This window comes from Paenibacillus sp. SJS-P3 (assembly GCF_056711585.1).
This window is the reverse complement of the sequence record NZ_CM160043.1, coordinates 4568046-4580872: the sequence shown is the minus strand read 5'-3', so window position 1 is coordinate 4580872 and position 12827 is coordinate 4568046. Positions and strand designations below refer to the sequence as shown.

At 58.7% G+C, this 12827-nt stretch carries 14 protein-coding genes and 1 riboswitch; of the genes, 12 read left to right on the top strand and 2 right to left on the bottom strand.

Annotated features, from left to right (window positions below; all coding sequences use genetic code 11):
• Positions 1-19: 19 nt before the first annotated feature.
• The 4 genes from AC06G8_RS20970 (at position 20) to trxA (ending at position 3337) form a co-directional block, all read left to right on the top strand.
• A complete protein-coding gene (locus tag AC06G8_RS20970) occupies positions 20-1351 on the top strand; it encodes an ABC transporter substrate-binding protein (protein WP_480283814.1) in 1332 nt (443 codons plus the stop codon).
• 244 nt (positions 1352-1595) lie between these two features.
• Positions 1596-2432, top strand: coding sequence for an aldo/keto reductase (locus tag AC06G8_RS20965; RefSeq protein WP_480283813.1), 837 nt, complete (start codon positions 1596-1598; stop codon positions 2430-2432).
• Positions 2433-2548: 116 nt separating this feature from the next.
• Complete coding sequence (locus AC06G8_RS20960; protein WP_480283812.1) at positions 2549-2974, top strand: Rrf2 family transcriptional regulator; 426 nt, start codon at positions 2549-2551, stop codon at positions 2972-2974.
• Between the two features lie 51 nt (positions 2975-3025).
• Positions 3026-3337, top strand: a complete 312-nt coding sequence (trxA, locus tag AC06G8_RS20955) for a thioredoxin (RefSeq protein WP_447663001.1) — start codon at positions 3026-3028, stop codon at positions 3335-3337.
• A gap of 242 nt (positions 3338-3579) precedes the next feature.
• On the opposite strand, the gene AC06G8_RS20950 is transcribed toward trxA, so the two are convergent.
• On the bottom strand, positions 3580-4920 hold the full coding sequence (locus AC06G8_RS20950) for a 5'-deoxyadenosine deaminase (RefSeq protein WP_480283811.1): 1341 nt from the start codon (positions 4918-4920) through the stop codon (positions 3580-3582).
• Between the two features lie 48 nt (positions 4921-4968).
• Positions 4969-5067: riboswitch (purine riboswitch) on the bottom strand.
• Positions 5068-5292: 225 nt separating this feature from the next.
• Between AC06G8_RS20950 and AC06G8_RS20945 the strand changes: the two genes are divergently transcribed.
• The 5 genes from AC06G8_RS20945 (at position 5293) to AC06G8_RS20925 (ending at position 9350) form a co-directional block, all read left to right on the top strand.
• Positions 5293-5766, top strand: a complete 474-nt coding sequence (locus AC06G8_RS20945) for a DUF2569 family protein (protein WP_480283810.1) — start codon at positions 5293-5295, stop codon at positions 5764-5766.
• An 84-nt stretch (positions 5767-5850) separates the two neighbouring features.
• Positions 5851-6012 (top strand): hypothetical protein, encoded by a 162-nt coding sequence (locus AC06G8_RS20940; RefSeq protein WP_480283809.1) that lies wholly within the window; start codon positions 5851-5853, stop codon positions 6010-6012.
• A 194-nt stretch (positions 6013-6206) separates the two neighbouring features.
• Positions 6207-7472: an SGNH/GDSL hydrolase family protein gene (locus AC06G8_RS20935; protein ID WP_480283808.1), complete on the top strand. Its 1266-nt coding sequence runs from the start codon at positions 6207-6209 to the stop codon at positions 7470-7472.
• 191 nt (positions 7473-7663) lie between these two features.
• Positions 7664-8896 carry a molybdopterin-dependent oxidoreductase gene (locus AC06G8_RS20930; RefSeq protein WP_480283807.1) on the top strand — a complete coding sequence of 411 codons (1233 nt, stop codon included), beginning with the start codon at positions 7664-7666 and terminating at the stop codon, positions 8894-8896.
• On the top strand, positions 8883-9350 hold the full coding sequence (locus tag AC06G8_RS20925; protein ID WP_480283806.1) for a hypothetical protein: 468 nt from the start codon (positions 8883-8885) through the stop codon (positions 9348-9350). Before AC06G8_RS20930 ends, AC06G8_RS20925 begins: the two co-directional genes overlap by 14 nt.
• Before the next feature lie 205 nt (positions 9351-9555).
• On the opposite strand, the gene AC06G8_RS20920 is transcribed toward AC06G8_RS20925, so the two are convergent.
• A complete protein-coding gene (locus tag AC06G8_RS20920) occupies positions 9556-9699 on the bottom strand; it encodes a hypothetical protein (protein ID WP_021881336.1) in 144 nt (47 codons plus the stop codon).
• 95 nt (positions 9700-9794) lie between these two features.
• On the opposite strand from AC06G8_RS20920, the gene AC06G8_RS20915 reads away from it, so the two are divergent.
• From AC06G8_RS20915 to ychF, 3 genes are all read left to right on the top strand, one after another.
• Positions 9795-10766 (top strand): DUF6612 family protein, encoded by a 972-nt coding sequence (locus AC06G8_RS20915; RefSeq protein WP_480283805.1) that lies wholly within the window; start codon positions 9795-9797, stop codon positions 10764-10766.
• Between the two features lie 441 nt (positions 10767-11207).
• Positions 11208-11408, top strand: coding sequence for a hypothetical protein (locus AC06G8_RS20910; RefSeq protein ID WP_076357767.1), 201 nt, complete (start codon positions 11208-11210; stop codon positions 11406-11408).
• A gap of 234 nt (positions 11409-11642) precedes the next feature.
• A complete protein-coding gene (ychF, locus tag AC06G8_RS20905; RefSeq protein ID WP_480283804.1) occupies positions 11643-12743 on the top strand; it encodes a redox-regulated ATPase YchF in 1101 nt (366 codons plus the stop codon).
• Positions 12744-12827 lie beyond the last annotated feature (84 nt).

The window sequence follows — 12827 nt, the reverse complement described above, 5'->3', positions numbered from 1 at the left end:
TTTTAGGGGGCAAAAAAACATGAAAAAACCGCTTTTGGTCACAATGACAGCCGTCCTCTCCCTGTCCATGCTTGCTGCATGCGGCAACAACAACAACAGTGGCAACGCCGGCAACACAGGCGACACGGGCGCAGCCAATACGGGAACGGCATCCAATACGAATGCCGGCGGCACGGGCGAATCAAGCGGGCTTAAGGGCACGCTCAAAGTGCTGACGCACCGCACCGACTACATCAACGACGGCACGATGGACAAATACGTCCAGAAGTTCCAAGAGAAAAACCCGGACGCGAAGGTTGAATTCGAAGGCCTGACGAACTACGCGACCGACATCAAGACGCGCCTGACGACAGGCGAAACGGGCGACGTGCTGATGGTGCCTGCGGGCATGCCGGCTACGGACTATCCGAAATATTTCGAGCCGCTTCCGGACTCGATGTTCGATGACGTCTACTTCGCGGACAACAACGCTTTCGAAGGCAAGCGCTACGGCATCACGACAGGCGTCAATACGCAAGGCCTCGTGTACAACAAGCAGGCGTTCAAGAAAGCCGGCATCGACAAGGCGCCAACGACTCTCGACGAGCTGTACGCTGACGCGCAGAAGCTGAAAGACGCCGGCATCATCCCGCTCTACATGAACTTCGGCGCTCAATGGCCGATGGGCGCATGGGGCGACGGCTCCGCGTTCTATGTTGCGGGAGAAGCGGACCTCTCGACCAAAATGGCTGCCGATCCGGCTCCGTTCCAAATGGACAACGCCTGGGGCCAGCTGGCTCAAATCGGCCGCGAATTCATCAGCAAGGGCTGGGTCGAGAAAGACCTGTACACGAACAACTGGGAAATGTCCAAAGGCGAAGTGGCCAGCGGCAAAGCCGCCATGTACTTCCTCGGCAACTGGGTCATTCCGCAAGTCGTGGCAGCCGGCGCTTCCTCCGACGACATCGGCTTCGTGCCGTTCCCTTACGACAACAGCGGCAAGCTGAACGCGCCTCTGGGCTCCGACTACATGATCGCCGTCAGCAAAAACAGCAAGAACAAAGAGCTCGCTGCCGCATGGGTCGACTTCTTCGTCAAAGAATCCGGTTATGTGAAAGACTCCGGCTTCATGCCGATCATCAAATCGGAAAAAGCGGAATCCCCGCAGCTGGCCGAGTTCCAAGCGGCGAACCCGACGTTCATCGAAGGCCTGCCTAACGATCCGAAATTCGCGGAAATCGCGAACAAAGCGCAAATCGGCATCGGCACGGGCAACTACATCCAGGATCTGCTGATCTCCAAGGATCTGAAAGCCGGCCTGGACGACCTCAACAAAAAATGGGCGAAAGCCAAAACGGATCTGGGCTACTAAAACCGGATCCCGCCAAGCAGGCTCCCTTTTCGGGAGCCTGCTTTTTTTCCGTCATCTTCGCTCGCCGGTTCTGCCCGAGCCGGATGCGCCTGTCTTGCTGTATTTCCCCGGTGTTCAACCGGCGACGATACAATCGGCGGATCAGCCCTGGCAAGGCTTGTTTGTTTGACGGGGGGGCCGAGTGGTAAAATAAGTAGTGTAAAGGGTTGAAAAGCAAACATTCGATGTGGAGGCGATGTTCGTAATGACGGTACAACTGCAGGGACTTCAAGATACGGCCGAGCTGCATAACGGCGTACGCATGCCGCGCCTGGGACTTGGCGTCTGGAAAGTCACGGAGGAAGGCCAGGTCGAGCAGGCGATCAAGGATGCCGTGAACGCCGGCTACCGCAGCATCGACACCGCGAAGATCTACGGCAATGAAGAAGGCGTCGGCCATGCGATCGCTGATGTTTCCGTGCCGCGCGAAGAGCTCTTCATCACGACCAAGGTTTGGAACGCGGAGCAGGGTTACGACAGCACCCTTGCCGCTTTTGAAGAGAGCCGCCGCAAGCTCGGCCTCGAAATCATCGATTTGTATTTGATCCATTGGCCGGTCAAAGGCAAGTATAAGGAAACCTGGCGCGCCCTGGAGCAGCTGTACAAGGACGGCAAAGTCCGCGCGATCGGCGTCTGCAACTTCCATGTGCATCACTTGGAGGATCTCCTCCAGGATGCGGAGATCAAGCCGATGATCAACCAGGTGGAATACCATCCGCTGCTCACCCAGACCGAGCTTCGCCAGTTCTGCCAGGATCAAGGCATCGTGCTGGAAGCATGGAGCCCGCTGATGCAGGGCAACCTTGACCTGCCGCAGCTGAACGAGCTGGCGGTCAAGTATGGCAAGACGCCGGCGCAGATCGTGCTCCGCTGGGACTTGCAGAACGGCGTCATTACGATTCCGAAGTCGACGAACGAGAAGCGGATTCGCGAGAACGCGGACGTATTCGACTTTGAGCTGTCGCATGAGGACATGGCGCTTATCGAAGGGCTGAACCAGAACAAGCGCTTCGGCGCCGATCCTGACAACTTCGACTTCTGATCCAAGTCGGGACGGCGGATAACGGGCAAATCCGAGGCGCACACTAAGGAGGCCCCTCTTGACACTCGCAACTGTAACTGGTATTATTACAGTACGAAACGGGGTGGCCGTCTCGCATGAACAGTGAGTTTACGATTGCCGTCCACAGCCTGGTGCTGCTGGCTTACTTGCCGGAAGGCAGCGCCTCCAGCGAAACGATCGCCGAGAACGTGTGCACCAATCCGGCCCGCGTCCGCAAGGTCATGGGTCATCTCAAGCGCAGCGGCTATGTCGCCACGCGCGAGGGCTCCGGAGGAGGCTACCGGCTTCTGATGGATCCAGCAGAGGTGACGCTGAAGGACGTGTACCGGACGATTGCGCAAGGGTCGCTGATGCCGAACTGGTGCTCGGGCGATCCGGATTGCGATTGTCTCGTCGGATCCAACATGAACGAGGTCATGAATCGTATCTTCTGCACGGCCGAGCAGCAGCTGGAGGATTACTTCTCCGGCCTGACCATTGCCGGCGTGCTCAAGGACATCCATAGCTGCGATTCATGTTGAGCGGCATCGGGTCAGATGGATTTAACTATTTAACCGAGAGGATGATTGAACATGGCAGTAGCACTGACGAAAGAAAACTTCAATGAATCCGTGCAATCCGGCGTAGCCCTGGTAGACTTCTGGGCTCCTTGGTGCGGACCTTGCAAAATGCAGCTTCCGATCGTCGAAGAGCTCTCCACGGAGCTTGCCGGCACGGCAACGATCGCCAAGATCAACGTCGACGAACAGCCTGAACTGGCTTCCCAATTCGGCGTCATGAGCATTCCGACGCTGATCCTGTTCAAGGACGGCCAGCCGGTCGACAAAATGGTCGGCGTGCAAAGCAAAGACGCCCTGAAAAATAAAATCCAAGGCCAGCTGTAAGCTTCCGCCTTGCGACTTGCGCCGCCGCCGCTCTCTTCGGCAACCAGCCGCGATGCGGCGGCATCAGCGCAAAACAACCCAGGTCCAGCGCCTCGCGGCGAAGACCGGGGTTTTTTGCTGTCTTTTTCACCTTGGGCTTCTTTTCGTGCTTGAAGATATCGCTCCTTCATCTGCCGCATAAGCTCGCCAAAAAGCCTTGCTCCTCCGCTGAAGGAGGGCAAGGCTTTTTGGCATGCGTCGGTCTAGGCCAGAGGGCTGCGCTGCAGCAGGCGGCGGATGGAGCGGTCCGCCTCGCGGAGCGTCACGTCCTTGTCGACAGTCAGCATGACGCCTCGGTCCATAAGCACCTTGCCGTCGACGATCGTCGTCTCGACATCCGCACGGGTCGCGGAGTAAACGATGCGGGAGATGATGTCCACATCGAAGGAAGGGAACGTGTGGAACTGGTTCAGGTTGAGGATGGCCAGATCGGCTTTTTTGCCGACTTCCACACTTCCGATATCCGAGCTCATGCCGACCGCCTTGGCTCCTCCGATCGTCGCCATGCGGAAGACGCTGCGCGCATCCATTGCCGTCGGTCCATGGACGGGCTTCTGAATGAGGGCCGCCAGGCGCATCTCATTGAACATGTCGAGATTGTTGTTGCATGGCGCGCCGTCTGCTCCAAGGCTCACGCTGATGCTCGTATCGAGCATATCGGGAACCTCGGCGATGCCGGAAGCCAGCTTGAGGTTGGAGCCGGGGCAATGGCTGACATGGACGCCGCGCTCGCGGATGATCCGCTTCTCGTTGTCATCCAGCCAGATGCAGTGGGCCAGGATCAGCCGGTCCGTGGCAAGCCCGATATGATCGAGGTAGGCGATGTTGCGCATGCCGGTCATCTGCTCCACCAGCTCGATCTCGCCGAGATTTTCGGAGGCATGGGTATGGACGTTCACCTGATAGCGATCCGAGAGGCTGGCAACCTCGCGGAGCAGCTCATCCGTGCAGGACACGACGAAGCGCGGGGAGAAGGCGTAGCGGATCCGGCCGTTGTCGTGCTGATGCCATTTCTCCAGCAAGTCGACGCTCTCCTGCAGAGAGGCTTTCGTCTCTTCCTGCAGCGGCAGCGGGATGTCGCTTCCTTTGCGGTCCATCATGACCTTGCCGGACAGCGCGCGGATGCCGCTCGCAGCGATGGCCTGGAAGGCCGAGTCCGTATGATGGACGGTCTCCATGTCTACGATCGTCGTCGTGCCGCTCTGCAGCAGCTCGCCGATGCCGAGCATGGCGGAGTAATAGATGGACTCCTCGTCATGGGCTGCTTCCAGCGGCCAGATGCGCTTGCGCAGCCAGTCCAGCAGCTCCAGATCGTCCGCCTTGCCGCGGAACAAAGTCTGGCACAGATGGATATGGGTCTGGACGAAGCCGGGGATGACGGTGCGGCCGGAAGCGTCGATGATGCGGTCGGCGCCGCCGGCGTCGAGATCCGGGCCGATCGCGGCGATCCGGTCGTCCTCGATCCGGATATCGCCGTGCAGAATCTCTTCGCCCGCATTCATCGTGACGATCTGGGCGTTCCGGATCAAAATCGTGTGGGGCATGGAATCTCCACTCCTTCAAAACTAAAAATAGCCGCGAATAAAATACGCCGAGGGGCATATTTTTTTCGTAGCTAGAAATTTACGGTTTCCGGTAGAAACCCTGAACCCTATCGTCCAGGATATACGAAATGAGACGTATTTATGCGGTTGTAGGATCAGAATACTGCAATGTCAGCTTCAATGTCAAATCATGTGAGGCCCGATCGGCGCTTACGGATCGGCAAGGTCCAGGCAGGACATCGAGTACCGGAGAGGGGCGGCGGCATGGGGGAAAGCAGGCGCAAGGCGAACCATAGCCAAAGGACAAGCCGATGGCTGAATGTCGGACGGCGAGGGCGGTCGAACGAAGGAGCAAGAAAGGCGGGAGGCGCATTGACGGAGCCTCCCTTGTCGGGACTGGGAGGGTGGCTATGGCTCGTCCAGCTCGGCCTCGCTCTTCAGCTGGCTGTGTTCGCGGAGCAGCTCGCCGGGCTGATCCGCTATTTGTTCGCGGATGGAGGATGGCCCGCGATCGCCGACAGCCAGGCGGCCGACTATCATCCGCTGATGGCTCCGCTTGCCGTCTACGAGCTGGCAGAGCTGGCCGTGCTGCTCCTGGCCACGGCGATGATGCTGGCCGGCTTCTATCGGAGGCTGCAGGCCTTCCCCGCCTGGATCGCCCTGTATCTGCTCGCCTGCCTGGCCGCGGTCGTGCTGGAATGCGGGTTCATCCTGCTCATCCCTTCCACGAGGGAAAGCGGCCTGCAGAATTCGCTCCCGGCCCTGCTGCGGACGGCCGTCCTGGCCGCGGCCTGGATTCCCTACTTCAGGCGGTCTCTCCGGGTGAGGAACACGTTCGTCCATTGAACAGCCCTTGCCGAGAGCGTCGGATGCCATTGCCCGGGGTATATAGAGCTATAAGAACGATTCGAACGAAGGAGGAATTTCCTTATGCGCATCCTAGCCGTCATCCTCATTATCGCGGGCCTTATTTTCGGCATATCCGGGCTGTTCGATCTCGTCGTCAACTCGGTCAAATTCGTCTTCTACATTCTGGCCGTCCTGCTCCTCATCGGAGGCATCGGAATGATGTTCAGAAGGATCAAGTCCTGACCCCGCGATTCCGGAGATCGCGGCTTTCCGAAGAAACGAGGCCGATCGACGGCTTCGTTTCTTTTTTGCTTTCCGGTTGCCGAAACGCCGTCCGGCCTGTCGGATCAAGGCGGTAAATATATCGTTTACCCATATATTCAGAGGCAAATCCAAATGGTAGAATAGAGGGGATTTACTAGAGAGGAGCGTTTCTCATGAAAAAAAACCATCTATCGATGAAGGGCCGCCTCGCCTTCGCCCTCGCTTTCCTGCTGCTTTTCAGCGGCGGCGCGGGCGCCGCTTATGGCGCAGAGACAGCGGTTCAGCCCGATGACTATCATATCGTCGCCCTGGGAGATTCCATTACCGTCGGGTACGAGCCCAAGGTGGAGTACACGGTCGCTTCTCCTCCTTACGGCTACGCCGAGCGCCTGTACGAGCAAGCGCTGCTGCACGGACGCGCCTCGCTGTCCAATTACGGAATCGCCGGCTTGAAAAGCTCCGGACTGAAGGCGTTTGTAAGCGCCATCGGTTCGGGGACGCCGATAACGGCCGATGCCATACAACCGAGCCTTCCCGATCCGAGGACGAACGAGTTCGGAGCGGCTGCCGCAACGATCCGCCAGGAGCTTGCGTCCGCCGATCTCGTCGCCATCACGATCGGCGGCAACGATGTCTCCGCGCTGCTGACGAGCGCGTCCGCCTTGTCGGATGCCGATCTGGCGGCGCAGGTCGCCTCCCTTCTGATCGAATACACCGGCAACATGACGGCTGTGATCGACGCTCTTCACGAAATCAATCCCGATGCGGCCATCGTCATCGCCGATCAGTACCAGCCGCTTCCGGTCATCGGGGGCAAGGAGCTGTACGCCAAGCTGACGGGCGCGACGGATGCTTTCACGGCCAATCTGGACAAGCTCGCGGCGGGCTACTCCGCCAAAGGCGCGGACGTCAAGGTCGCCCATGTCGCCAAGGAATTCGTCGGGCGCGAAGGCGTCCTCACCCATATGATCAAGGACCGGGATTTCCATCCGACCCAGCAAGGGTATGCAGTCATCGCCAGCAGCTTTGCGGCGGCGGTATGGGGAGCCGGCATCGATCTGGCTGCTCCCGCGGCCGGTTCGCCGATGAACATCTATGCCGTCGGCAAGAAGCTCGACACCCCCTATAAGCCGGTGCTCAAAAAAGGCGTCAACTACATCGCCATCCAGGATATCGTGCAGGCCGTAGGCGCGAAAACCGTATGGGATGCCAAAACGTCGACGGCCAACATCAAGTACGGCAGCTTGACGGTCGGCGTGAAGATCGGCGCCACGACCGTGACCGTGAACGGAGTCGCCGTGCCGGTCGATTCTCCGGCCTACCTGCAGCAGGTAGGCAAGGAGTCCAAGACGTATGTGCCGCTGGCTACTGTGGCCAAAGGGCTTGGCTTCGGAGTGACCTATATTGCTCATCTCAAAACGGTATTTATCAATCCATAGCTTTTTTTCGGCCATTCTGCGGCCCGTCCAGCGTGTTTTCCTTCCGGAAGCGCCCTGCGGCGGGCCGTTTGGCTTGAAGAATGATGTCCATATCAAGGAACAGGATTCCAACGATGGCGCGGATGCGTCATCCAACCGAGAATTTCGGACGTTTACCTGAAGAGAAGCAATTGCTGAAAGGAGGACGAGGAATGGGGAACTGGCTGGCAACGCTCCGCAAAGGCTACGGCCGCAAGCTCGCCGGGATCCATTCGCTGAACGGATGGATCGTCTTTCTGCTGGCGGTGTCGGGGCTCATGCTGTTCGGAGGCTACTGGAGAGGCGTGCTCGGAGAAGGCCGCGTCTGGCTGAAAGGAATCCATATCGTGCTCGGCCTTGCATCCTTGCTGCCGATGGCGGCCTATGCGCTGCTCGCTCCGAAGCACTGGAAGCAGCTGCGAGGCAAGCCTTGGCAGCGAGCGAACGTAATCGTCGTGCTGGCTCTGCTCGCCGGCTGGCTGCTGTCGGGAATCGTGCTCTGGCTGCACCGGCAGCTTGGTCCCGGCTGGGCGAATCCGGCTCTGACCTGGCATGACTTGCTGACCTGGATCGGCCTGCCCTATGTGCTGTACCATTCCATCACCCGGTTGAAATGGCTCAAGCAGGCTGGCCGCCGCACGGTCCGCACTGGCAAGGAGGACGGACTGCATCCGGCCGCCTCTCCGGAAGCGCTCATATCCAGACGGACGTTCATACGCACAGCCGTAGGGGCGGGCATTGCGCTGGCGGTCGGACCTTCCTTCCTGCAATGGGCGGGGAGGGCGCTCGGCAGCGCCGGCGGAGCGACCTCGGAAGAGCTGGCGAGCCGCGATGCCAACCGGCTCATCCCCGCTCCGCAGCCGCTGCCGGCATCGCTGCCTCCGCAAGGCGGCGGGGCCAAGGGGAATTTCCGCGTCTACACGGTCACGCCGATTCCGTCCTTCACGAATGCGGACTGGTCGTTCACGGTAGACGGGCTGGTGGAGAATAGCTTCATCTGGAACTGGGAGCAGTTCGTCGAGCTGAAGCGGACCGTCCAGGTCAGCGACTTCCACTGCGTGACGGGCTGGTCGGTGTACGGCAATACGTGGGAAGGCATTCCGCTGAAGCTGCTTCTGGAGCAGGCAGGCGTGAAGGCAGGGGCGGCGACGGCGAAGTTCTACTCTGGCGACGGGGTCTACACCGACTCGCTGACTCTCGAGCAGGCGGTCATGGACGATGTCATGGTGGCCGTCCTTCATGACGGCAAGCCGATCCCGAGCGATCTCGGCGGTCCTGTCCGGCTCATCGTGCCGCGCATGTACGCCTACAAATCGGTGAAGTGGCTCAATCGCATCGAGCTGATCAAAGGCGATCATACGGGGTACTGGGAGGAGCGGGGCTACAGCAAGGATGCCTGGGTGTGACGGGAGCGCCGAATATAAAGATATAGGGAAATATCCGCTCAAGCCATCCGATTTCGATTGGCAAGATTTCGTTTGGGATGGGCAGCAATTCGTTGCGGCAGGCATGACCCATTTCAAGATAGCCTCCTATTCGTACACGTTTCCTGTCGCTGCCATATCCAAGGAAGGGACCCAATGGTCGCTGAAGCCCATCGAAACCTCTGCAAGAGGCGATAATGTCCTTATTTATAAATTCAATCAAAAATGGCTTGTCGCTATTGGGAGAAATATCCTGAGCTCGGCTTCAAAGGGCAAGCCGATTATTATACATCCATCGATGGGGCAGCATGGAAAAAAACGAGCGCGCGACCATAGACGGTTCCAACGGTTATTTTCCGTAATCTGGGATGGAACACGCTTCATCGCCGTCGGCTTGGAGGGTGTTGTGCTGACAGCTGCGCCGGTTGGCAAATGACAGCGATAAAGATGCCTGTCCTCTCCTGCCATTTTGCTCTGGGTGCATAGGGGGATTGCATTGTCTTGCCATCGCATGAGCTTTCGTTCTCTTTATGGATTCAGCGAAAAGCCGCCTTTCGGCGGCTTTTCGCTTTGAGACGGGTTTCCTTGCTCGGCAATTGGAATCGCGGCTGATTGCGGATGGTCGGAAGACGATGCCGGCTTCAGTCGGTTTTCTTCTTTTTGCCCGTAAAATTAGTGACGGATTTGACATCCTCCACCACGTCGTTGACGAATTCCATATTTTGGTTCTTTGCATGGCTGTGCGACGTTCCTTTATAGTTACCTTGATGGGACTTGTTCTCCATGAGCGGTTCACCTCCCGCCATTAGTATGGTTCGGGACGGGGCTGCCGATACGGCAGAGGGCCGCGGACAGCCCATCCGGAAAGGAGCATGACAGCATGAATCTAATCTCGAATCCATTCCGCAGCCGCCCGGAGCGGCGGCAGCGGCATCTGATAGCCGGCTTGATGCTCGGCTCCCTGCTCATCGCCGCCGGCTGCGCGGGACCACAGGACCAAGGGGGGGCGGCGTCGCCAGCCGCTCAGACGACCGGGGCGCCGTCTCCATCGCCCGTCGGGCAGAATGACGCGGGTCCGTCGCCCGCCTCCATGCTGGAGCGCGGCGGCAAGGCGCTGGCGGAAGTCCGGAATTTCGATCTGGACATGGAGCTCAAGCAGGAGATGGTGACGGACGGGGAGACGACGTCCATGTCCATGAGCAATAAAGGCTCTATTTTCCTGGAGCCGCTCGTTCTGAAGCAAGTGACGGTCAATGATTTCATGGGCGACCAGTCGACCATCGACTCGTACCTGAACAAGGACGGCTACTATATGTACGATCACTCCAATGCGTCCTGGAGCCGGATGCTGGCCTCCGAAGTGCCGAAGATCAAGGCGACGCTGTCGGACTTCCAGATCGCACCCTCCAAGGAGCTCGACAAGATCAAGCCGCATGCAGCGAGCTTCAAGGCTTCCTCCAAGGAAGGCGTCATAACGCTGGCCTACAGCGGCGACGGCAAGGACGCGGCCGCCGAGGCGCTCGTGCGCGATCTGCTCCGCAGCACGATGGGAACCGACGAGATGGATGCAGCGATCCGGGATTCCATCCAGGTCGCCTCGCTTGCGTATACGCTTGAATTCGATGAGAAGACGGGACTGCTGAAGCGGCTGAAGGCCGATGCGGATGTCACGATTGAATATGATGAAGGCAATCCCTCCAAGCTCCATCAGGAGCTGGCTTTGGATTACGGCAGCTGGAACGAGGCGAAGGCCGTGCAGGTGCCGAAGGAAGCTCTGACCGCTCCGGAGGTCATGCCTGCCGACCAGGGACTTCTGGATGCGCTTGGCGTGGAGGAAGGCGAGCAGCCTTAGATCAGACGGCAGTGGAGTTTTGTTTCGGCACGGCATTCGATGCCGGATCCAGCGGATGAAGAGGCCTTCACAACGCAGGCCGGCCCGGCATCCGATAAACCGTAACATTCATTGTTGGAATTCTTGATGGATCATATCCAAGATGGACCCTATCCAAGATGATCATATCCATGTGAGTCATATACAAGATGAATCATATACAAGGTGAATCATATCCAAGATGAATCATATCCATTGATGGACCCTATCCAAGACGGACAACATCCATGATTCCTGTTTGTTGTCCTCAAGCTTCCGGCGCTTCTGCCCGGAAGCTTTTTTGCATCTCCTGCCGAGCCGGCGGCCATCCTGGGGTTGGAAATAATTTTCATTGCATAAGAACATACATTCTCGTTTATAATAAAATAAGAATATACGTTCCTATATCGAGGGGGTCAAGGCATGGAATTCCGGAAGTGGATCGGACGTGAAGTGGAGATGATTTACGAGGATGCGAAGGGCAGCCTGAGCCGCCGGCTCGTGCGTGTGGAAGGGCTTAGCGGCAAGCATTTGAAGGCTTTCGATCTGGCCAAGCGGCAGCCGCGCACGTTCCGTACGGATGGAATTCTGGCGCTGATGCCGGCCGCCCGCCGCGCGGTCTGAGCAGGGCGTCCATGGCCCGCCTCCTTTCGCTTCCATTTCTGCAAGTCCGAGGGGCCGCCCAAGCCGCGGCTTTTCTTTTTAAATTGCACGATGTCATGTATAATGGCTCCTAGAGATCAAGCCTAACGGCTTCGCCGCCTTATGCGGCGGAGAACGTTCGCGTAGAGAAGAGAAGAAGGGATGCGCGCTTGATACCCTTTCTTATCGGACAAGACTTTGAAGGAGTTGTTTTCATTGGCGCTCTCATGTGGCATCGTCGGTCTTCCCAACGTGGGCAAATCGACGCTTTTCAACGCAATTACTCAGGCTGGAGCGGAATCCGCCAACTATCCGTTCTGCACGATCGACCCTAACGTCGGCGTCGTGGAAGTTCCCGACGAGCGGCTGGATAAATTGACCGAGCTCGTCGTGCCGAAGCAGACCGTGCCGACCGCATTCGAATTCGTGGACATCGCGGGCCTCGTCGCCGGCGCCAGCAAAGGCGAAGGCCTCGGCAACAAATTCCTCGCCCATATCCGCGAAGTGGACGCTATCTGCCATGTCGTGCGCTGCTTCCAGGACGAGAACATCACCCATGTATCGGGCAAGGTCGATCCGCTGGGCGACATCCAGACGATCAACCTGGAGCTGATCCTCGCGGACATCGACTCCGTCGACCGCCGCATCGACCGCTCCCGCAAGAACATGAAGGGCGGCAACAAGCAATACGCCCAGGAAGTCGAAGTGCTGGAGCGAATCAAGGAAGCTCTCTACAACGACCAGCCGGCGCGCAGCGTCGAGCTGAGCGACGAAGAGAAGACGTTGATCCGCGACCTTCACCTGCTGACGATGAAGCCCGTGCTCTATGCGGCCAACGTGAGCGAGGAAGAAGTCGCCGATGCCGAAGGCAATCCGTATGTGAAAATCGTGCGCGAATTCGCCTTGGCGGAAAATGCCGAAGTCGTGCCGATCAGCGCGAAGGTCGAAGCCGAGATCGCGGAGCTCGAAGGGGAAGACAAGGCGATGTTCCTGGAGGAGCTCGGCATGGAGGAATCCGGCCTGAACCGCCTCATCAAGTCCGCGTACAAGCTGCTCGGCCTGTACACGTACTTCACGGCCGGCGTGCAGGAAGTCCGCGCCTGGACGATCCGCAAGGGCATGAAGGCGCCTCAGGCTGCCGGCGTCATCCACACGGACTTCGAGCGCGGCTTCATCCGCGCCGAGGTCGTGTCCTATGACGATCTCGTCGCCGCAGGCTCCATGAACACCGCCCGCGAGCGCGGCCAGTTGCGCCTCGAAGGCAAGGAGTACGTCGTCAAGGACGGCGACGTCATGCATTTCCGCTTCAACGTCTAGCGCGGATTCAAGAACCGAGGGAAGCCGATTCGTCCGGCCACGCCCTTGGCGCAGCCAGCCCTGCCGCCGATTATCGGCGCGCAG